The sequence below is a fragment of the Streptomyces parvulus genome (genome assembly GCF_014648855.1).
Taxonomy (GTDB): Bacteria; Actinomycetota; Actinomycetes; order Streptomycetales; family Streptomycetaceae; genus Streptomyces; species Streptomyces parvulus.
On the sequence record NZ_BMRX01000004.1, the window covers coordinates 359,041 to 380,223 of the forward strand.

16 protein-coding genes are annotated in these 21,183 nt (G+C 73.5%); 7 read left to right on the plus strand and 9 right to left on the minus strand.

The genetic code is table 11. The features are described 5' to 3' along the window. Positions 1-52 precede the first annotated feature (52 nt). From IE108_RS09495 to IE108_RS09505, 3 genes are all read left to right on the plus strand, one after another. The gene (locus IE108_RS09495) at positions 53-1,507 is read left to right on the plus strand and encodes a basic amino acid/polyamine antiporter (protein ID WP_064731280.1); all 1,455 of its coding nucleotides are present in this window, start codon (positions 53-55) and stop codon (positions 1,505-1,507) included. Between the two features lie 44 nt (positions 1,508-1,551). Next, complete coding sequence (locus IE108_RS09500; RefSeq protein WP_202545669.1) at positions 1,552-2,790, plus strand: arginine deiminase; 1,239 nt, start codon at positions 1,552-1,554, stop codon at positions 2,788-2,790. Between the two features lie 137 nt (positions 2,791-2,927). Continuing rightward, a complete protein-coding gene (locus IE108_RS09505) occupies positions 2,928-3,386 on the plus strand; it encodes a hypothetical protein (protein WP_064731278.1) in 459 nt (152 codons plus the stop codon). 13 nt (positions 3,387-3,399) lie between these two features. On the opposite strand, the gene IE108_RS09510 is transcribed toward IE108_RS09505, so the two are convergent. Continuing rightward, complete coding sequence (locus tag IE108_RS09510) at positions 3,400-5,772, minus strand: glycoside hydrolase family 65 protein (protein ID WP_064731277.1); 2,373 nt, start codon at positions 5,770-5,772, stop codon at positions 3,400-3,402. After that, the gene (locus tag IE108_RS09515) at positions 5,769-8,159 is read right to left on the minus strand and encodes a phosphoketolase family protein (RefSeq protein ID WP_064731276.1); all 2,391 of its coding nucleotides are present in this window, start codon (positions 8,157-8,159) and stop codon (positions 5,769-5,771) included. The genes IE108_RS09510 and IE108_RS09515 overlap by 4 nt, the downstream gene beginning before the upstream one ends. Positions 8,160-8,518: 359 nt before the next feature. Here IE108_RS09515 and IE108_RS09520 point away from each other — a divergent pair, with 359 nt between their 5' ends. Together IE108_RS09520 and IE108_RS09525 are read left to right on the plus strand one after the other, a co-directional pair. After that, positions 8,519-9,157 carry a TetR/AcrR family transcriptional regulator gene (locus IE108_RS09520; protein WP_064731275.1) on the plus strand — a complete coding sequence of 213 codons (639 nt, stop codon included), beginning with the start codon at positions 8,519-8,521 and terminating at the stop codon, positions 9,155-9,157. Between the two features lie 90 nt (positions 9,158-9,247). After that, a complete protein-coding gene (locus tag IE108_RS09525; RefSeq protein WP_189397610.1) occupies positions 9,248-10,831 on the plus strand; it encodes an MDR family MFS transporter in 1,584 nt (527 codons plus the stop codon). A gap of 92 nt (positions 10,832-10,923) precedes the next feature. Here IE108_RS09525 and IE108_RS09530 read toward each other — a convergent pair whose 3' ends face one another. From IE108_RS09530 to IE108_RS09560, 7 genes are all read right to left on the minus strand, one after another. After that, the gene (locus tag IE108_RS09530) at positions 10,924-11,928 is read right to left on the minus strand and encodes a twin-arginine translocation signal domain-containing protein (protein ID WP_064731273.1); all 1,005 of its coding nucleotides are present in this window, start codon (positions 11,926-11,928) and stop codon (positions 10,924-10,926) included. Between the two features lie 25 nt (positions 11,929-11,953). After that, positions 11,954-13,234: a TRAP transporter large permease subunit gene (locus tag IE108_RS09535; RefSeq protein WP_064731272.1), complete on the minus strand. Its 1,281-nt coding sequence runs from the start codon at positions 13,232-13,234 to the stop codon at positions 11,954-11,956. A gap of 3 nt (positions 13,235-13,237) precedes the next feature. After that, positions 13,238-13,852: a hypothetical protein gene (locus IE108_RS09540; protein ID WP_064731271.1), complete on the minus strand. Its 615-nt coding sequence runs from the start codon at positions 13,850-13,852 to the stop codon at positions 13,238-13,240. After that, the gene (locus IE108_RS09545) at positions 13,849-15,978 is read right to left on the minus strand and encodes a hydantoinase/oxoprolinase family protein (protein WP_064731270.1); all 2,130 of its coding nucleotides are present in this window, start codon (positions 15,976-15,978) and stop codon (positions 13,849-13,851) included. Before IE108_RS09545 ends, IE108_RS09540 begins: the two co-directional genes overlap by 4 nt. 101 nt (positions 15,979-16,079) lie before the next feature. After that, positions 16,080-17,678: an FAD-dependent oxidoreductase gene (locus IE108_RS09550; protein ID WP_064731269.1), complete on the minus strand. Its 1,599-nt coding sequence runs from the start codon at positions 17,676-17,678 to the stop codon at positions 16,080-16,082. A 49-nt stretch (positions 17,679-17,727) separates the two neighbouring features. After that, positions 17,728-18,837 (minus strand): LacI family DNA-binding transcriptional regulator, encoded by a 1,110-nt coding sequence (locus tag IE108_RS09555; RefSeq protein ID WP_079163769.1) that lies wholly within the window; start codon positions 18,835-18,837, stop codon positions 17,728-17,730. A 158-nt stretch (positions 18,838-18,995) separates the two neighbouring features. Then, positions 18,996-19,508, minus strand: a complete 513-nt coding sequence (locus tag IE108_RS09560; protein ID WP_064731268.1) for a GNAT family N-acetyltransferase — start codon at positions 19,506-19,508, stop codon at positions 18,996-18,998. Positions 19,509-19,813: 305 nt separating this feature from the next. Between IE108_RS09560 and IE108_RS09565 the strand changes: the two genes are divergently transcribed. Together IE108_RS09565 and IE108_RS09570 are read left to right on the plus strand one after the other, a co-directional pair. Continuing rightward, positions 19,814-20,398 (plus strand): sigma-70 family RNA polymerase sigma factor, encoded by a 585-nt coding sequence (locus tag IE108_RS09565; RefSeq protein WP_064731267.1) that lies wholly within the window; start codon positions 19,814-19,816, stop codon positions 20,396-20,398. Next, entirely contained in the window at positions 20,398-21,150 is a 753-nt protein-coding gene (locus tag IE108_RS09570; protein ID WP_064731266.1) for an anti-sigma factor, read from the plus strand. Before IE108_RS09565 ends, IE108_RS09570 begins: the two co-directional genes overlap by 1 nt. Positions 21,151-21,183 lie beyond the last annotated feature (33 nt).

The window sequence follows — 21,183 nt, forward strand, 5'->3', positions numbered from 1 at the left end:
CCACCACCTGAGGCACAGTGGTCCCAGTCGCCCAGCCACCCGGAGGGACGGCATGCCGCAGGCCACTGCGTCCGACGCCGACAGCGCGTCCCCGCCCACCGCCAAACTGCCGTTGCTCACGCTGACCGCCATGGTCGTCGGGTCGATGGTGGGCGCCGGCGTGTTCTCGCTGCCGGGGCGGTTCGCCGAGGAGACCGGTGTGGCCGGGGCCCTCATCGCGTGGGCCGTCGCCGGCACCGGCATGCTGATGCTGGCCTTCGTCTTCCAGTCCCTGGCCGTGCGCCGGCCCGACCTCGACGCGGGTGTGTACGCCTACGCCAAGGCGGGCTTCGGCGAATACCTGGGATTCTTCGCCGCCTTCGGCTACTGGGCGAGCACCTGCGTGGGCAACGTGACCTACTGGGTCCTCATCATGTCGACCGCGGGCTCCATCTGGCCGGCCCTCGGCGACGGGGACACCGCGCTCGCGGTCGTCCTGTCCTCCCTCGGGCTGTGGGCCTTCTTCTGGATCATCCGGCGCGGGGTGAAGGAGGCGACCGCCATCAACCGGGTGGTCACGGTCGCCAAGCTCGTCCCCATCGTCTTCTTCGTGATCCTGGCCCTGGTGTACTTCGAACCGCGGGTGTTCGCCGACAACTTCGGCGGCGCCGACTACGCCGGCTCCCTGTTCACCCAGGTGCGCGGCACCATGCTGGCCACCGTCTTCGTCTTCCTCGGCGTCGAGGGGGCCAGCGTCTACTCGCGGCACGCCCGGCGCCGCGCCGACGTGGGCCGGGCGACGGTGCTGGGGTTCCTCAGCGTCTTCGCGGTCTTCGCGTCGGTCACCATCGTGTCGTACGGCATCCTTCCCATGGACGAGATCGCGGCGCTGCGCCAGCCGTCCATGGCGGGCGTACTGGAGTCGGCCGTCGGCACCTGGGGCCGGGTGTTCATCAGCGTCGGGCTCGTCGTGTCGGTGCTGGGCGCCTACCTCGCCTGGACGCTGATGGCGGCGGAGGTGCTCTTCGTCGCGGCCAAGGACGACGACATGCCGCGCTTCCTGCGGCGCGCGAACGCCGCGGACGTGCCGGTGCCGGCGCTGCTGATGACCTCACTGCTCACCCAGGCGGTGCTGGTCGCGACGAGCTTCTCGGACGACGCGTTCAACTTCGCGCTCAACCTGACCAGCGCCCTCTCGCTCGTCCCGTACCTGCTGGCCGCGGCCTTCGCGGTGCGGATCGGCAGCCGGCCCGACCCGCGCACCGAGGTCGGCCGGACCTCGCGCCGGGAGCTGGTGTGCGCGCTGGTGGCGACGCTGTACACGGCGTTCCTGCTGTACGCCGCCGGCCTGAAGTTCCTCCTGGTGTCCTTCATCCTCTACGCCCCGGCGACCGCGCTGTTCGTGATGGCCCGGCGGGAGCAGGGCCGGCGGCTGTTCTCCCCCGGCGAACTGGTCGTCCTGGCCGTCTCGGTGGCGGGTGCCGTGCTCGGTCTCGTCGCCCTGGCGGCCGGGTGGATCAGTCTGTGAGTCATTCCCAAGGAGGCTGTGTGACCAGCAAAGAGAGCGTCGCGATGCCCGCGCTCGGCGTCCATTCCGAGGTCGGCAGACTGCGCAAGGTGCTGGTGTGCTCGCCGGGCCTCGCGCACCGGCGGCTCACCCCCACCAACTCCGACGACCTGCTCTTCGACGACGTGATGTGGGTGGAGAACGCCCAGCGTGACCACGCCGCGTTCGTCGGCGAACTGCGCCGGCGCGGGGTGGAGGTGGTGGAGCTGCACGACCTGCTGGCGCGGATCATGGCGATCCCGGAGGCGAGGGACTGGCTCCTGGACCGGAAGATCGTCGCCAACCGGGTCGGGGTCGGCCTCGTCGACGCGACCCGCGCCTACCTGGAGACCCTGTCGCCGAGGGAACTCGCGGAGTACCTCGTCGGCGGCCTCGCCACCGCCGACCTGCCCGAGGACTTCCGCTCCCCCTACCTTGCGCTCGCCCGCGAGGCGCCCGGTGCCCGCGAGTACCTGATGCCGCCGCTGCCCAACACCCTGTACACCCGGGACACCACCTGCTGGCTGTACGGCGGGCTCACCCTGAACCCGCTGTACTGGCCGGCGCGGCACGACGAGACGCTCCTCATGAAGGCGATCTACACCTTCCACCCCGACTTCAAGGGCTCGACGGTGTGGTGGGGCGACCCCGAACGCGACTGGGGCCAGGCCACCCTGGAGGGCGGGGACGTCATGCCGGTCGGCAACGGCGTCGTCCTCATGGGCATGAGCGAGCGCACCTCGCGCCAGGCGATCACCCAGGTCGCCGCCGCGCTCTTCCGGGCCGGCGCGGCCCAGCACGTCGTGGTCGCCGGGATGCCGAAGCTGCGCTCCGCGATGCACCTGGACACGGTGTTCACCTTCGCCGACCGCGACGTGGTCACCCTCTACCCGCGCATCATGGACGCGGTCCACACCTTCTCGCTGCGCCCCGCCGACCGGGCGCCCGGCTTCGAGGTCGTCGACGAGGGCACGACCCCCTTCGTCGACGTCGTCACCAAGGCGCTCGGCCTCTCCTCGCTGCGGGTGGTCGAGACGGGCGGCGACGCCTACGCCTCCGAACGCCAGCAGTGGGACAGCGGCAACAACGCCGTGGCCGTGGAGCCCGGCGTGGTCTTCACCTACGACCGCAACACGGCGACCAACGCGCTCCTGCGCGAGGCCCGCGTCGAGGTCGTCCCCATCGTGGGCGCGGAACTGGGCCGCGGCCGGGGCGGAGGGCACTGCATGACGTGTCCGCTGGTGCGCGACCCGGTGGATTTCTGAGCGGGCGATCCTTGCGAGCGCTGCCCCGTGGGCGGTCGGGCTGCTCCGTACGAGTGGTGGGTTCCCCGGGCCGGCCGTACGGTCGTACGGGAATAGGAGAGCGGGGGCAAGCGATCCCGAGACGACTGGGAGCCGACATGGGCAGGAACCCGATGAGGGCGGCGGTCACGCTGTGTGCCGCCGCCGCGCTCGCAGTACCCCTGGGCACGGCCTCCGCCGCGCCGTCGGCGCGGCCCGCGGCGCAGAGCCGGCAGGCGGCGGAGCCGGTGGTGGTGGACTGCGCCGGGCAGCCGGAGGTGCGGCCGGGGTCGTACATCCTGGCCTGCGGGGACGGCAACAGCCGTCTGGTCTCCCTGCACTGGTACCGCTGGGGCTCCGAGGCCGCGGTGGGCCGGGGCAGCAACGCGGTCAACGACTGCGACCCCTACTGCGCGGCGGGCGCGTTCCGCTCGTACCCCGTGACCGTGCGGCTGGACCGGCCGACGGCCGCGGACGGAAACGCGGGTGAGCGGCACTTCAGCCGGATCACCCTGACCTACACCGACGGCAGGCCGGACGGGGCCCCGCGCACGGTGAGCTACCCGCTGCCGGGCTGAGGGTCGCCCGGCGTCAGTCGGGGAGCACGAGGCGGCAGGTGTCGCCCGGCTGGAGACGCACCTCGCGGTCCGGCAGCCGCACGTCGATCGGGAGCGGACCGGACTCGGGTACGGCGATCTCCAGCCGCCCGTGCTCCAGCCGGAAGCGGACGCCCCAGTGGCCCTGGTAGCGGACGGAGAACCCGTACGAGGACAGCTCCGGCAGCGGCACCGGGTCCAGCCAGAGGGCGCCCGCGCGGGTCTCCAGGCCGGTCAGGCCGCGCTGGACCAGGTCGAGGGTGCCCGCCATGGCGCCGAGGTGGATGCCCTCGCCGGTGGTGCCGCCCTGGAGGTCCGCGACGTCGCCCTTGAGCGCCTCCTGGCAGAACGCCCAGGCCTCGGCGCGGCGGGCGCGGGCCAGGATCCAGCCGTGGACGAGGCCGCTGAGGGTGGAGCCGTGGCTGGTGCGGGCCAGGTAGTAGTCGACGGTGCGCTGCCAGGTCTCCTCGTCGAGGCGGTAGCCGAGCCTGCCGAAGAGGGCGAGGAGTTCGGTCGGGGAGAACAGGTAGCCCAGCATCAGCACGTCGGCCTGTTTGGACGCCTGGTAGTTGTTGACGCTGTCGTTCTCGGCCTCCAGGACGCGGTCGAGCCGCCGGATGTCGCCGTAGCGCTCGCGGTAGCCCGCCCAGTCGAGTTCGGCGAGGTCGCCGTAGCCCTCGAACTGGCTGACCACGCCCTCGTGGAAGGGGACGTGGAGGGTGCGGGAGACGCTGTCCCACTGCTCGAGTTCGCCGTCGTCCAGCGAGGTGCGCTCGACGAGTTCGCGGCGCCGGGGCTCGGGGAGGTCGGCGAGGACCTCCAGGGCGCGGGTGAGGACCCAGGAGGCGGTGACGTTGGTGTACGCGTTGTCGTCGAGGCCGGGGCGGCGGGCGCCGGGGTAGGCCTCGTGGTACTCGTCGGGGCCGACGACACCCCGGATGCGGTGCCGCCCGAGCCGGTCGTCCCAGTCGGCGGAGTCGGCCCAGAAGCGCGCGATCTGGAGGAGCGTCTCGGCGCCCTTGGTGTGCAGGAACTCGGCGTCGCCGCTTGCCTCGCAGTACTGCCACACGTTGTACGCGATCGCCGAGCCCACGTGGTGCTGGAGGTGGGAGTGGTCGGGCAGCCAGCGGCCGGACCGCGGGTTGAGGTGGAGCTGCTGCGTCTCCTCCCGGCCGTCGCTGCCGCTCTGCCACGGGTAGAGCGCTCCGCGTCGGCCGATCGCGCGGGCGGCGGCCCGGGCGCGCTCCAGGCGGCGGTGGCGGTAGTGGAGCAGGGCCCGGGACACCTCGGGGAAGTGCAGGTTGAGGTACGGCAGGACGAACAGCTCGTCCCAGAAGACGTGCCCGCGGTAGGCCTCGCCGTGCAGTCCGCGCGCGGGCACGCCGACGTCGAGTTCGGCGGTGTGCGGGGAGAGGGTCTGCAGCACGTGGAAGAGGTGCAGGCGCAGGATGCTGCCCGCCTCGCCGGGCACGTCGAGTTCCGCCCGGCGCCACAGCTGGCCCCAGGCGGTCCGGTGGGAGACCAGCAGTTCGTCGAAGCCGGGAGCGGCGGCCACCCGGTCGATCGCGGCCTGGAGCGGGTCGCTGATCGCCGGGTCGCGTGAGGTGTGCAGGGCCACGATCTTGTCGACGGTGACGGTGCGGCCCGGTTCCGGGCGCAGGGTCGTGCGCTGGGTGACGCACAGGTGCTCGCGCGCCGGGGTGACGGGCTCCTCGGCGGTCGTGCGGGCCGCCATGCCCACCCGGATGTCCGAGGTGCGGGTGCGGCAGCGCAGCCACACCGCGCCGTCGGCGCCGCCGGTGTGCACGTGGACGAGGTGGCGGCCCTCCAGTTGCCGGTAGCGGGGCACACCGGAGTTGGTGACACCGCCGTCCAGGGCCGACTCGACCTCCAGGTCGACCGGTCCGGACTCGGTGGTGAACTCCGTGCGCAGGGCGGCGAGATGCGGGTAGGCCATGTGCACGAGGCGCAGCTGGCGCACCGACAGCACGCGGCCCCCGCCGAGGCCGAACCGGGTGCGGCGCTCCAGGACGCCCGAGTCCAGGTGCACCGTCTGCCGGTGGTCGAGGACCTGCGCGGTGTCCGGCGTCAGCCACTCCTCCCCCACGGGTCTGAAGCGCAGCGGCAGCCAGTTGGGCAGGTTGACCATGTCCTCGTTCTCGACCTCGCGGCCGGCGACGGTGGAGGTGAGCCGGTTGTAGCAGCCGGCCGCGTAGGTGCCCGGGTAGTGGAGGTCGTCCGCGGCGCACTCGGGGAGCGCGCCGCGGGTGGCGAAGTAGCCGTTGCCGAGGGTGCACAGTGACTCGCGCAGCCGCTCCTCGGCCGCGTCGTAGTGGTCGTAGTCCCAGGTCGACGGGGTGGCCGTCACCGGGAGTCCTCCCAGCTCCAGTCGGCGATCTCGGGCAGGTCCACGCCGTGTTCGCGGATCCATTCGTGGTGGCGCAGCCGGGCGTCCGCCATCCGCTGCCGTACGTCCGCGGCGCGTACGGCGAGGCCGGGCACCCGGTCGATGACGTCCATGACGAGGCGGTAGCGGTCCAGGTCGTTGCCGACCACCATGTCGAAGGGCGTGGTGGTGGTCCCGATCTCCTTGTAGCCGCGCACGTGCAGGTTGGCGTGGCCGGGGCGCCGGTAGGCGAGCCGGTGGATGAGCCAGGGGTAGCCGTGGTAGGCGAAGATCACCGGCTTGTCGGGGGTGAACAGGCCGTTGTACTCGAAGTCGCTCATGCCGTGCGGGTGTTCGCCGCTGGGCAGCAGGCGGGCGATGTCCACGACGTTGACCACGCGCACGGCCAGTCCGGGCAGGTGGCGGCGGACGAGCTGGGCGGCGGCGAGCACCTCCTGGGTCGGGACGTCGCCGGCGCAGGCGAGCACCACGTCGGGTTCGCGGCCGCCGTCCTCGGTGCCGGCCCAGTCCCAGATGCCCGCGCCGCGCGCGCAGTGCGCCTTCGCCTCGTCCATGGACAGCCAGTCGAAGCAGGGCTGCTTGCCGGCGACGATCACGTTGACGTAGTCGCGGCTGCGCAGGGCGTGGTCGGCGACGGAGAGCAGGGTGTTGGCGTCCGGCGGCAGGTAGACCCGTACGGCCTCGGGGCTCTTGTTGAGGATGTGGTCGACGAAGCCGGGGTCCTGGTGGGAGAAGCCGTTGTGGTCCTGGCGCCAGACGTGCGAGGTGAGCAGGTAGTTGAGCGAGGCGATGGGTGCCCGCCAGGGCAGGCGGCGGGTCACCCGCAGCCATTTGACGTGCTGGTTGACCATCGAGTCGACGATGTGGACGAAGGCCTCGTAGCAGGAGAAGAGTCCGTGCCGGCCGGTGAGGAGGTAGCCCTCCAGCCAGCCCTGGCAGGTGTGTTCGGAGAGGATCTCCATCACCCGCCCGTGCCGGTCCAGGTCCTCGTCGACGGGCAGGGTCCGCTCCTGCCAGGCCTTGCCGCTGGCCGCGTAGACGGCCTGGAGGCGGTTGGAGGCGGTCTCGTCGGGGCCGACGAGCCGGAAGTCGCGCCGGTCCGCGGTGGCGTCCATGACGTCCCGGAGCAGGTCGCCGAGGACGCTGGTGGGTTCGTGCACGGTGGCGCCGGGCGCGTCGACGGTCACGGCGTACTTCTCCAGCGGGGGCAGGGGCAGCTCCCTCAGGAGCAGGCCGCCGTTGGCGTACGGCGTGGCGCCCAGCCGGCGGGAGCCCTCCGGGACGGCGGCGAGGACGGCGGGCCGCGGGGCACCGGTGTCGTCGAACAGTTCCTCGGGCCGGTAGGAGCGCAGCCACCGCTCCAGCTGAGCGAGGTGGCCGGGGTTGGTCCTCACACCGGAGAGGGGCACCTGGTGGGCGCGCCAGGTGTTCTCCACCGGCAGTCCGTCGACCTCGGCCGGTCCGGTCCAGCCCTTGGGCGTGCGCAGCACGATCATCGGCCAGCGGGGGCGTTCGGTGGCCCCGTCCTCCCGGGCGGCGCGCTGGATGGCGGCGACGCGGTCCAGGGCGGTGTCCATGGCGTCCGCCATGGCGCGGTGGACGGCGGCGGGGTCGTCGCCGGTGACGTGGAGCGGTTCGTGGCCGTAGCCGCGCAGCAGGGCGTCCAGCTCGTCCTCGGGGAGGCGGGCCAGGACCGTCGGGTTGGCGATCTTGTAGCCGTTGAGGTGCAGCACGGGCAGGACGGCGCCGTCGTGCACCGGGTCGAGGAACTTGTTGGAGTGCCAGGAGGTCGCGAGCGGGCCCGTCTCCGCCTCGCCGTCCCCGATGACGCAGGCGACCAGCAGGTCCGGGTGGTCGAAGGCGGCGCCGTAGGCGTGCGAGAGGGCGTAGCCCAGTTCGCCGCCCTCGTGGATCGAGCCCGGTGTCTCGGGCGCCACGTGGCTCGGTACGCCGCCGGGGAACGAGAACTGCCGGAACAGCCGGGCCATGCCCGCCGCGTCCCTGCCGACGTCCGGGTAGGTCTCGCTGTACGACCCCTCCAGCCACGCGTTGGCCAGGACGGCGGGCCCGCCGTGGCCGGGGCCCCAGACGCACAGGGCGTCGAGGTCGCGGGCCTTGATCACCCGGTTGAGGTGGGTGTGGACCAGGTTGAGTCCGGGCGAGGTGCCCCAGTGCCCGAGCAGCCGGGGCTTGACGTGCTCGGGGCGCAGGGGTTCGGCCAGCAGGGGGTTGGCCATGAGATAGATCTGGCCGACGGACAGGTAGTTCGCGGCGCGCCAGTGGGCGTCCAGTCCCGCGAGCTCCTCGTCGGTGAGCCCGGGGGGCGCCTGCTGCGTGTCGGCGGACATGGGGGTCCTTTCCGGGTCGGGACGGCGGTCGTGCGGCGAGGGCGCGGGGTCCCGTGCACATCCCAACCCCGCGCGGAGCGAGCGGGTACCCGAGAGGGCCGTTCGGCTCACGTCGCGTTCCGGACGGGCTAGGGGGAAGGAGGGCCGGCCTGCCGTGCCCGGCAGTCGGTGGCGGGTCGGCACGGCGGCGAGCAGCGCGGCCGTCACCGGCGCCGACCCCGGCGTCGGCCGCGCTGCTGCCGGTGTACCCCAACTTCGGCGCGGGCCATAGAAGTTGTTCATGCTCTGTGACAAAGGGGCGCGAGGGTGCGAGGACGGACGGTCCGGTCAATTTTGCAGACCGTGCATCTTTGCATACCATGCAACTTATGTCGGAGAAAGGTGCCGCGGGGGGTGGCCTGCGGGAGCGGAAGAAGCGGGCGACGCGCGCGGCCCTCGCCGAGGCCGCGGTGCGGCTGGCGGCCGAGCACGGGGCGGACAAGGTCACCGTCGAGGCGATCAGCGCCGCGGCCGGAGTGTCGGTGCGCACGTTCTTCAACTACTTCGACTCGCGCGAGGACGCCTTCGTCGTCATCGACGCGGACGCGGGAGCGCGCATGCGGCGCGCCGTCCTCGACGCGCCGGCCGCGCTCTCCCCGCTGGAGGCCCTGCGCGAGGCCATGGCGGCGGAACTCGCCGAGGCCGAGCAGCAGCACGAGCTGTGGCGGCTGCACGCCGAGGTGCTGCACGCCTCGCCCCATCTCCTGGCACGCGGCGTCGGCGCCCACATGGCGGCCGAGGCCGACCTGGCCGAGGCCCTCGCCGAACGCCTCCGCGCCACCGGCGGCGGGGCCACCGCGTCCGGCCTCTACCCCCGGCTGCTGGCCGCCGTGGCGGGCGCCGCCGTGCGGACCAGCGTGGACCACTGGTCCGCCCACCAGCAGGAAGCCGCCTTCCTGGACGTCTTCCACGAGGTGTTCACGCTCCTCGCCGCCGGCCTGCCGGCACCCTCCGCGTAGCCTGCGCCGGGCCCGCGACCCACCCCGACCACCACCGAAAGAGATGTCGTGACCACATCCCAGGCGCCCGCCGACGCGCCGCCCACCTCGATGACCCACCGGCAGATACTCCAGGCCATGTCCGGGCTGATGGCCGGCATGTTCGTCGCGATCCTGGCCGGCACCGTCGTGGCCAACGCGCTGCCCACGATCATCGCCGACCTGGGCGCCAGCCAGTCCTCCTACACCTGGGTCGTGACCTCCGAGCTGCTGGCGATGACCGCGACGGTCCCGCTGTGGGGCAAGCTGTCCGACCTCTTCAACAAGAAGCTGCTGCTCCAGCTGTCGCTCGCCATGTTCGTGGTGGGCTCGCTGCTGGCCGGCTTCTCGCACGGCGTCGGCCTGCTGATCTTCAGCCGGGTCGTGCAGGGCATCGGCGCGGGCGGTCTGACCGCCCTCGCGCAGGTCGTGATGGCCTCCGTCATCCCGCCCCGCCAGCTGGGCAAGTACGCCGGCATCTTCGGTGCCGTCTTCGCCGTGGGCACGGTCGCCGGGCCGCTGGTCGGCGGCGTCCTGGTGGACACCTCGTGGCTGGGCTGGCGCTGGTGCTTCTTCATCGGCGTCCCGTTCGCGCTGCTCGCCATCGCCCTGCTCCAGCGCACCCTGCGGCTGCCGACCACGCGCCGCGAGGTGCGGATCGACTGGCTGGGCGCCTTCCTGATCGTCGCCGGCGTCTGCGCGCTGCTCATCTGGGTCTCGCTGGCCGGCAACGAGTTCGACTGGGCGTCCTGGCAGACCGCCGCGCTCGCCGGCGGCGGCGTGCTGCTGCTGGTCGCGGCGGTGCTCGTCGAGGCGCGTACGCCCGAGCCGGTCATCCCGCTCGACATCTTCAGGAACCGCACCGTCACCCTGACCACGGTCGCCAGCCTCCTGGTCGGCGTCGCCATGTTCGGCGGGACCGTCTTCCTCTCGCAGTACTTCCAGGTCTCCCTGGGCAAGTCCCCGACGGTCGCCGGTCTGATGAGCCTGCCGATGATCCTCGGCCTGCTGGTGTCGTCCACCGTCGCCGGCCAGGTGATCAGCCGCACCGGCAAGTGGAAGCGGTACCTGGTGGCGGGAGCGGTCGTCATGGCCGTCGGTCTCGCGCTGCTGGCCACCATCGACGCCAAGACCCACTTCGGTCTGCTCAGCCTCTACATGGCGGTGCTCGGCGTCGGCGTCGGCATGCTGATGCAGAACCTGGTGCTGGCCGCGCAGAACGACGTGCCCGCCGCCGACCTGGGCGCCGCGACCTCCGTGCTGTCGTTCTTCCGCAGCATGGGCGGCACCATCGGCGTCAGCGTCCTCGGCGCCGTCCTCGCCAACCGCGTCGCCAGTGAGACGGCCAAGGGGCTCAGCCAGGCGGGCGTCAAGGTGCCCGGCGGTGAGGGCTCGGGCGAGGGCAGCGTCCCGGACATGTCCGTGCTGCCCGCGCCGATGCGGGCGATCGTCGAGCACGCCTACGCCGTCGCCACGGCCGACCTGTTCCTCATCGCCACGCCGTTCGCGGTGCTGGCCCTGGTCGCGGTCGTGTTCATCAAGGAGAAGCCGCTCAAGACCACCAGCGGTATGGAGCGCCTGGCGGAGGAGACCGGCGAGACCGCCGGGACCGCCGCCACCGCGGCGGACAAGGGTCCGGCGGCGCCCGTCGCCTGAGCCCGCCGGCGATCCGGTCGGCACAGGGTCGGCACAGGGGGGCCGCCCGTCCGCTTCGGACGGGCGGCCCCCCTGTCGTCGTGGAGGGAGCGTCAGCCGCGGGCCATCGCGATCGACCCGGCCAGCCGCTCACCCGCCTCGTAGACCATGTACGGCACCCCGCCGTCCGTGCCGAAGGAGGGCGCTGCCGCACGGCCGTTCTCCGGCGCGGAGCCGCGGGAGTCGTAGAAGACGCCGAGGTGCCTGCGGAGCGAGAAGTCGTCGCCGACCTCGGTGATCATCAGGTCGCCGCCGCTCTCCTTGTCCTTGTTGTAGACGACGTACGTGCTGCCGTCGCGGTGCAGCAGGTGGGGGCCGCCCACGTTGACCGCGCCCACGTCCGTGTGGCGCACCAGCAGCCGCTGGTCGAAGGCCCAGGTCCGGCCGTCGGCGGACCAGCCCCAGCCGATGTCCCGGTGGTTGGTGGTGTTGTTGATCATGAAGACCATGACGTAGCGGGCGCCGCGCGAGGGCAGGTCGTGCCGGAAGACCCGCGCGTACGAGGTCTCCGTGGTGCCGGACGGCAGCATCGAGGTGGTCAGCACCACCTTGTCGTACGTGAAGTTCACCCCGTCCTTGGAGCGGGCGAGGCGGGTGGTGGTGTTCTCGCCGTGGAAGTACAGCCACATCTCCTTCGCGTCCGCGTTCCACATCACGTGCGGCGAGGAGACGTGGCTGACGGAGTAGTGCGGCGCCCACTCGTTGGAGACGATCGGGTTGTGCGGGTACTCCGTGAACGGGCCCTCCAGCGAGTCGCCGTAGGCCAGGCAGATGCCGCCGGGGGCGTCGTGCGGGGCGTAGTAGAGGTAGTAGCGGCCCAGCCGGCCGCTCGCGGGCAGCCGGTCGTAGACGCCCCGGACGGTCGGGAAGATGATCTCGCCGGTGGGGTTGTAGGCGAGCCGGGACGGCGTCAGCAGGGTGCGGACGTAGGTGTAGTCGGGGAAGCCGCCGGGGGCGGCGGAGGCGGCGGGTACGGCGGTGGCGCCCAGCACGAGGGCGGCGCCGGTGACGGCCGTGCCCTTCAGGAACAGACGGCGGTCGAGGTGCGGCTCGGGCATGTCGACTCCTGGGGAGAGGGAGGGGTCAGAGGTAGAGGGCGGCGGTGACGCACATGCCGCCGAGGGCGACCAGCCACACGTAGGGCAGGGTGCGGACCATGACCTGCTGCGGGGAGACGCCCGCGTACTGGGCCGCCCACACCGTCTGCGTGCTGGTCGGGTCGGCGACGCCGAAGACCTGGTTGTACGAGGTGGCCATGCCGAGGACGGCGACGGCCGGGTAGATGCCGGTGGCGATGAGCACGCCCGCGATGCCGGCGCCGAGACCGAACACGTTCAGCGGACCGCGGTACAGGCACAGCGGCACCAGCAGCGTGAAGACGAGGACGAACAGCACCGGGTTCTGCGGGCTGACCGCCTTCATCAGCGGCTCCAGCGCCTCGACGGCGCCGGGGAGTTTGACGGCGGCGAGCAGGATGCCGATGGCGACGAACAGGGCGAGCGGGGGCGCCGCCACTTCGAAGCCGCCGTACAGGGTGCGCAGCAGCCGCTTGTTCATCTCGCCGGGCCGGGTGGTGGTGACCAGCGCGTAGACCACGCCCGCCAGCAGGGAGGGGATGATGGCCACCTCCAGGCCGAGGGCCAGCACCAGCGGGACCACCGGGGCGAGCAGGGCGTACCAGGGCGCGTCGCCGAGGCGTTCGCGGCGCGGGGCGGGCTTGGCGGCCACCGACTTCAGCGACCAGGCGTGCTCGGTGCCGCGCCGCCGGTTCTCGATCACCACGTAGGCCACCGCGGCGACCAGCGCGAACGGGAACAGCTTCACCATGAAGCCGCGCACCGTGTCGACCGGCAGGTCCAGCGCGGTGGAGAAGAACTGCCAGACGGGCAGCTCGAAGGGGACGCCGACCGCGATGCCCATCAGCACGGTGCCCGCGGCCGTCACCTTCGGCACGCCGACGGCGACCATGGCGGGGATGCCGATGATGCCGGCCAGCATCGCCGCGGGCGCCGAGCCGGTGACCGTGCCGACGAGGGCGGAGACCGCGAGGACCCCGAGGGCGACGACGGTGGGCCGGTCGCCGCCGAACTCGACGATCTTGCGGACCAGGGTGCCCGCGATGCCCGTCTCGTCGAGAAGCCTGCCCAGCCATGAGCCGAGGATGATGGCGACCATGGTGGCCGCGAGCGCCGGGGCGCCTTCCTGGAGGACCGTGTCCAGGACGCTGTTCTCGCCGGTCAGGGGCGCGCCGGAGAGGAAGGCGATGACCACGGCCAACAGCACCAGGGCGAAGGCGGTGGGGAGTTTGCGGGTGAGCATCGCGGCGACGCCGGCCGCCATGACGAGGAGGATGACGACACCCATGGGTCAGTTCTCTCTTCTTGCGTCACGTGCGGATGAGGGGAGGTTTCCGGTCCCGGCCTCGGTGGCCAGCGCGGCGGTCAGCAGCAGGGGGCTGCGGCCGAGTCCGCAGACGGTGCGGGCGTAGGCGTGCGCGGCCACCTCCTCGGCGCCGGCGACGTGTCCGGGCACGCGCAGGCGGCCCAGGCGCAGGGCGTGGTGGCCGAGGGCGCGCTTCAGGGCGGCGCGGGCGGGGCCGTGGTGGAGGTGGGCGTGCACCGCCTCGTGGGCCAGGGCGGCGGCCCGCACCGAGCCCGCGGGGTACCAGGCGCGCCAGCCGCGGGCGTCGACGACACGTTCCGCGAGGGCGATGGTGTCGGTGAACAGCTCGACCGTGGGCGGTCTGGAGGTGTACCGGGCCAGCAGCCCGTGCGCGAGGCCGCCGTCGCTCTCCACGATCCGCGCCGAGCAGGCGACGGGCGCGAGGGCGGCGCCGAACGCGTCGGCGGTCCGGGCCCAGTGCCGCAGCAGCTCAGGGTCGCGGTGCTCGTGGGTGGGGGTGGCGGCCAGCAGCCGCACCGCCCAGCCGATGTCGTCGGTGGCGGCGGGGTCGGCCGTCGCGGGGGCGTCCTGGAGGGTCATTCCCGCACCTCCAGGACGGCGACGACCGGTTCGCCGGCGGCGCGGGAGCGCAGCTCGCTGCGGGCCAGGGCGAGCAGCGGCGCGGGGTCGAGGACACCGGAGAGGTCGGCGATGCGGTTGCCGACCAGCAGCCGCACGGCGGGGGCGCGGACGCCTCCGTCGCCGTAGGAGGTGGCCTCGGTCACCAGCTTGGCGAGTACCTCGGGGGCGCTCGCGACCGTGGTCGCCTCGACCCGGGCGTCGGCCGCGTGGTGGCGTACGACGCCGTCGGCGTCCACGACCCGCACGGGGTGGCGGACGGGGCGGAAGCGGCGGCGCACCTCGGTGCCGTAGACGGTATGAGCGGGGGTGCCGGCGAGCACGTCCACCTGTGACGGGTCGGCCCTCAGGCTGGTGGCTGCCAGACGCAGCCGCTCGCCGTCGTCGGCGCGGTGGGCCCGGTCCTGGGTGCGCAGTTCGGTGGCGCCGGTGGCGACGGCGCGTACGACGTTGGTCTGCGGGTCGACGGTGACCTCGACCTCGACGCCGTCGGCGGCGGCACCCTGCTCGACCACGGCGCGTTCGGCCTCGGCGCGCACGGCGAGGATCTGCTCCTGGGTGGCGCCGGGGACGATCCGCTCGACCTGTTCGCGGACCAGCGCGAGGGCGACGCCGATGGGGCTGATGACCTCGTTGTTCCGGGCGATGCGGCCGGTCATGCCGGTACGGTCGGCCAGGTGCGGGGTGACGGAGGCCGCGCCGCCGCCTCCGCCGACCAGTACGGCGTGGTCCGTGTCGAGGCGGTACTCGCGCACCAGGTCGTCGACGACCGACCTGACCTGGTCGGTGCCCGCGTCCAAGAGCCGGGCCGCGGCGGTGGGCACGTCGGTGCCGAGCGCGGCGGCGAGCGGGGCCAGCGCGGCGCGGGCGGTGCCGGTGTCGCAGCGGGCGAAGTCGCCCTCGGGCACCCGGCCGAGCGCGTTCGCGGCGCAGGTCATGGTGAGCGCGAACCGGCCGCCGGCGGCGTCGAGCACCGCGTAGTCGGCGGGGTCGCCGGGCAGCGGGCTGATCGTGGTGAGCCGCGCGTCCCGCAGGTCGGCCGGGTCGGCGAAACAGGCGTACGGCAGACCCGCGATGTGCGCGCTGCGCGGGCCGGCGCCGGTGACGCGGCCGCCGGAGACGCGCACCATGGAGCCGCCGCCGACGCCGACCGTGCGCACGTCGAGGGCGTTGAGGTACGAGGTGCGGCCGAGGACGGTGGCGTGGCGGACCGCGACCTTGCCGCGCTTGACGACGCTGATGTCGGTGGAGGTGCCGCCCGTCTCCAGGAACACGCCCTCGCTGACGCGTTCCCGCATCAGCGCCCCGGCCACCCCGGCCGCGGGACCCGACAGCACGGTCAGCAGGGGCCTGCGCCGCATCTCGTCGAGGGACATCACTCCCCCGTCGCAGCGCATCACCATCAGGGGCGCGGTGACGCCGGCCTTGGTGATGGAGGCGTCGACGAGGTCGGCGGTGGCCAGCATGCGGGGCAGGATGGCCGCGTTGACGACGGCGGTGCGGGTGCGCTTGCGCAGGCCGTAGAGGGAGGTGATCTCGTGGGCGGCGGTGGTGGGCAGACCGGTGGCGCGGGCGGCCTCGGCGACCGCCGTCTCGCCCTCGGGCCGGTCCACGCCGAACGGTTCGCTGGTCACCAGGGCCTCGGCGCCGGCCGCGGTGAGCCGCTCCACGGCGGCCCGTACGGCGCCCGCGTCGTCGGGGTCGGGCACGTGCGCGTAGTGCAGCGGGAGCCGTTTGCCGGGGGTGAGTTCGAGCTTGGCGAGCGAGGCCAGGCGGCGGGTGAACCAGGAGCCGCCGCCGGTGCCGATGCCGAGGAGGCCGACGGTGGCGACGTCGCCCTCCAGCAGGGCGTTGGTAGCCTGGGTCGTGCCGTGTGCCAGGAAGGCGACGTCGGCGGGTGCGTGTCCGGTCTGCTCCAGCAGCCGGTCGAGCGCTTCGACGATGCCGTGGGCGACGCCGTCCTCGTGATGGTGGCTCGTGGGGACCTTCACCTGGCCCACGAGCCCGAGCGTCGTGGCGTCGACCGCCACGGCGTCGGTGAAGGTTCCGCCCACGTCGATGCCGACGCGGATGCGGTGGGTGGTCATGTCCGGGCACCTCCTTGTGCTGGGTCGGTCCGCACGCGGGCGGTCACCGGGCGGGGCAGGTGGAGCTGCCCCGCCCGAACTCCCGCCGCGCGCGGGGTCGTTCAGTAGCCCCTGACGTCGGGCCAGTGACGCTGCACGCCGCCGCGGTCGAGGACCTTGGCGAACTCGTCGTACCTCTTGTCCTCGGCCTGCACCTGGTGCGGTTCGACGTTCTCGGTGAGGCAGTGGGCGGCGAGGGCTCCGGCGACCTCGCCGATGTTCCACTCCACCGGATGCAGCCGGTAGCAGCCGTTGGTGATGTGCGTGGTGCCGAGGTTCTTGCCGGCCGGCAGCAGGTTGCGCACCCGGCGCGGCACCAGCGCCCCGAGCGGGATCTCGAAGGGCACGGAGCCGATGTCGACGTAGTTGTCACCGCCGGTGGAGGGGTGCAGGTCGATGCGGTAGTTGCCGACGCCCACGGAGTCCCGGTGGCGGGTGCCGCCGTAGGGGCCGACGAGGTCGATGGCGACGTCGTGCTCGGTGACGGTGGTGACCGCCTTGATCCGGCGGGACTCGCGGACGTACGCCGCCTTGGCGAGCCCGTCGGGGGTGCCGGTCACGTCGGGGCGCGGACGCAGTCCGGGGAATCCGGTGCCGCCGTCGGCGCGCGGCGCCTCGGTCTGCAGCCAGTACAGCACCGAGAGGGACAACTGCCGTGCCTCGCGCAGGGCTTCGGCCTCCTGGCCGATGTAGGGCTTCAGCCAGTAGTCGTTGAGGGGCCAGTTGACGAGGGTGATGTCGGAGTCGAAGGCGCCCTCGGTGTGCAGCTTGCGGGCGAGGATGCGGCGGAAGCCCCACAGCTCCTTGTCGCCCGCGTCGGCGCTCTGGTCGGCGTTGACGGCCAGCGGGTCGAGGTCCGGGTTGGGTTCGAAGGTGCGCGCCACCGGTTCCAGGCTGCGCGGGTCGGGCGCCTCGAAGCCGAGCAGCGGGCCGGGCCAGAAGTCGGGCCGGTAGGCGCGCCAGAAGTCGTAGTCGGAGGGGCGGTCGACGGTGTGGTCCTCGCCCTCGTGGTGGGAGAGGGCGAAGCAGACGGTGATGCCCTGCTGGTTGTCCGGCTGGGCGTGGTCCGGGGCATGGGGTTCGTCGAACTCCGCCCTGGACTCGGCGCCGTTGGCGTGTTCGACGCCCGCGAGGTGGAGGAGTTCGCCGGTCTCGGTGGCGTCCAGGACGTAGCGGGCGGCGACCGTGCGGCGGGTGCCGTCGCGCACGTCCTCCAGGGTGACGGCGCGCACGACATCGTTGTCCGACTCGGCGGCCACGGGGCGGTGCTCGGTCAGCACGGTGAGCCGTCCGGCCGCCAGGTGCGGGGCGAGCATGCCCTCCAGGACGGCGAGGGCGGCCTTCGGCTCGTGGCACAGCTTGCTGACCCGCCCGGCACCCGGGTTGAGGTCGGTGAGCGCCAGGGCCTCGGCCCGCAGGGGGTACCACTGGCGGTAGTACTGGCGGATGCCCTCGCGCAGTCGCCGGTAGGTGGCGGTGGTGCCGAACTGCTCGACCCACGGGTGTTCGTCCGGCGGGACGGCCTGGCTGGTGAGCTGGCCGCCGATCCAGTCCGTCTCCTCGGTCAGGACGACGCTGCGGCCGGCCCGGCAGGCGGCGAGGGCCGCGGCGACGCCGCCGAGGCCGCCGCCGACGACGAGGATGTCGGGTTCCGGTATCACGCTGCTCCTCTGGTGGTGCGGTTCGTACGGGGTGGTGGGTGACGGGGGTTCAGGGGCCGGCCGGCGGGGCGGCGGTGGTGCCCGGCCGGAAGGCGCAGGCGACGAGCGTGCCCCGCGCGGGCTCGCCGGCGACACGGGCCGCGAGCAGCCGCACCGCCTCGGCGCCCAGCGTGGGGCGGGGGATGTCGAAGCCCATGGGGGCCGGTTCGTCCGCGAGGTCGGCGGGCGGGCTGCCGAGCAGCGCCAGCGACACCCGGCCCGGGCAGTCCAGGCCGGCCGCGTCGACGGCCGCGCGCAGCGCCCGCCAGGCGGTGCCGGTGTCGGTCTCCTCGGCGACGAACGCGGTCACGCCCTCGGCCAGCCAGGCGCTGACGCGGTCGGCGGTGAGGTCGCGGCGCAGGTCGCCGGAGCGGAACACGGCGTCCGGACCGGCGGGCAGTCCGCTCGCCGACAGGCCGTCCAGGAAACCGCGTTCGCGGTCGGTGGAGGCGGGGGCCTCGTCGTCCTCGCGGACCAGCACGACCCGCCGGTGGCCGAGTCCGGCGAGGGTGGTGACGACCTCGCGGCTCGCGCTGACGTAGTCGGCGCCGACCCAGGCGAGGCCCTCCGCGTCGTCGGGGCGGCCGACGTGGACGACCGGGAAGTCGTCGGCCACCAGCCGGCGCAGCTCGTCCGCGGGGGCGTGGCGGCCCAGGAAGAGGCAGCCGTCCGCCAGCCGCACCCGGTTGAGCGCCCCGGCCCCGGACGCCCCCGCTCCCCCACTGCTGGAGCCCGTGAAGAGCACCAGGTCGTACCCCTGCGCGGCGGCCTCCTGCTCGACGCCGACGAGGAAGGGGTAGTACGAGTGCCGCACGTCCGTCGGGAAGGTCGCGGTGAAGCTGAAGACGCCGAGCAGGTTGTTGCGGGCGGCGGCGAGGCGGCTGGCGGCGGGGTCGGGGACGTAGCCGAGGCTGCGGGCGGCGTCGAGGACCTTGCCGCGGGTCTCGGCCGAGATGGGGCGGCCGGTAGCGAGGTCGCGCCCGGAGAGCACCAGGGACACCGTCGCCTGCGAGACGCCCGCGAGCCGGGCGACCTCCGCCTGCCTGGGCCGGCCCCGCCTGCCGGGCGGCGCGGGGGCCCGCCCCGGCTTCGCCCGCCCTGTGGCCTCCTTCGCCACCACTGCTCCCCTCGGTCGCGTTAATGCGCATTACCTAATGCGCATTAACCAGTAATGTGAAGGACCCCGGACGCCGGGTCAAGGGGTTGGACCGAGGAAAATGCCGGGTGCCGGCGGGAGGGAGTCCCGCCGGCACCCGGCGTACGGGGAGCGGCCGCGGATCAGATGCCGAAGGGCGCCGCGTAGCGGACGGTGCCGGCGGGCAGCGGGTGGGCGGCGTCCAGGGTGAGGGCCATGAGGGCCTCGTCCGGGACGTCGATGCTCAGGCCGATGCCGTGGGCCGAGGCCCGGGTGAAGCCGAACCGGGGGTAGTACTCCGGGTCTCCGAGGACGACGACATGGTGCTCGCCGAGCCGGGCGGCCGCCGCGAGCGCGGCCCGCACGGCCGCGGAGCCGGCGCCGGTCCGCTGCGCCTCGGGCCGTACCGCGACGGGTGCCAGGCAGAGCGCCGGCCTGCCGCCGATGTGGCAGCGGGTCAGCAGGGCGTGGCCCACGGGGCGGTCGTCGCCGTCGACGGCGACGAGGGACAGGCCGTCGATCCACGCCCCGGGGTCGGCGCGCAGCGCGTCGACCAGGGCGGCCTCCTCGGGGGTGGGGAAGGCGGCGCGGACGATGTCGCGGATGTGGGGGGCGTCGGCGCCGGTCTCGGCGCGGGTGTGCCAGTTCTGGGACATGACGGGACTGGTGATCCGTTTCTGGTGTGCGTTCGTCGGATGCGAGGTCAGGCCGCCGCTCGGGGCGCGAGGGAGATCCGGGCGCCGCGAAGGGCGGCGTCGAGCACGGTCATCAACCTCACCTCCCCTTCCTCCCGCTCCGTGGAGCCGATCGAACGCGAACGAGGGCCAGTGTACCCGTGGGAGGGTGGGCGTCGGGCGAGGTCACCGGGTGCTTCTGCGGTCCGCCGACCAATCCGCGGGCCGCCCGGCCCCGGATTACGCGGGGACATCCCCGCCCGTCGCGTTCTTTTGGAGAAACCGTCGTGAAGGAAGCCGTACACATCGGCAGAAATCCATCGTCACAGCCCGACCTGCAGCAGCTGATCCGTGAGGTGGCCCTCGGCGACCAGGACTCCTTCGCCGCGGTGTACGACGCGATGGCGGGGTCAGTGCTCGGGGTGGCCCGTGCGGTGCTGCGCGACCAGGCGCAGTCCGAGGAGGTGGCGCAGGAGGTGCTGGTCGAGGTGTGGCGCACCGCTCCCCGCTACCGGCCCGAGCGGGGCACGGTGGTGAACTGGATCCTGACCCTCGCCCACCGGCGGGCGGTGGACCGGGTGCGTTCGGTGGAGGCCGCGGCGGCCCGCGACCACAAGGCCGCGCTGCTCGACCGCACGCCCGAGTTCGACGAGGTGACGGAACAGGTGGAGGCCCGGCTGGAGCGGGAGCAGGTGCGGCGCTGTCTGCGCACCCTGACCGACATCCAGCGCCAGTCCGTCACCCTGGCCTACTACCGCGGTCTGACCTACCGGCAGGTGGCCGAGGCGCTCGCGCTGCCGCTGGGCACGGTCAAGACGCGGCTGCGTGACGGCCTCATCCGACTCCGCGACTGCCTGGGGGTGAGCGCGTGATGCGCACCGAGGACCTGCACAGCCTGACGGGCGCCTACGCCCTGCACGCGCTGCCCGACGAGGAGCGGACCGCCTTCGAACGGCATCTGGCGCAGTGCGACTCCTGCGAGCGGGAGACCCGTGAGTTCGCGGCCGCCACGGCCCGGCTGGGTCTGGCCGCGACGCTCGTGCCCGGCCCCGCGATGCGGGACCGGGTGCTGCACCGCGTGGCCTCCGTGCGCCAGGTCCCGCCGGGCGGCGGCGCGGCCGGGAAGGCGCGTCGTGTCCTGCCCAGGGGCAGCGGCATGGCCCGCTGGGCGCTGGCCGCCTGCCTGGCCGCCGCGGCGGGGCTGGGCGGCACGGCGGCGTGGCAGTACGAACGGGCGCAGGACGCCGGGGAGCGGGCCGCGCAGGCCGAGCGGCGGGCCGAGACCCTCGCCGGGGTGCTGGCCGCGCCGGACGCCGAGTCGCGCACCGCGCGCCTGGCCGACGGCGCCACGGGGACCGTCGTGGTCTCGGGCGGCCAGGACCGGGCCGTGTTCCTGGCCTCGGGGATGGCCGAGCCGCCGAGCGGCAAGGTCTACCAGCTCTGGTTCGACGATCACGGGACGATGCGGTCGGCGGGGCTGATGGATCCCGGCCGGTCCAGTCAGGCGGTCCTGATGGAGGGCGCCGTCGACGGCGCGGGCGGCGTCGGCATCACCGTGGAGCCGGCCGGGGGGTCGCCGCAGCCGACGTCCGATCCGGTCGCCCTGCTGGGCATGCCGGCCTGAAAGGGGTGAGGGCCCGCGCAGGGCCCTCACCCG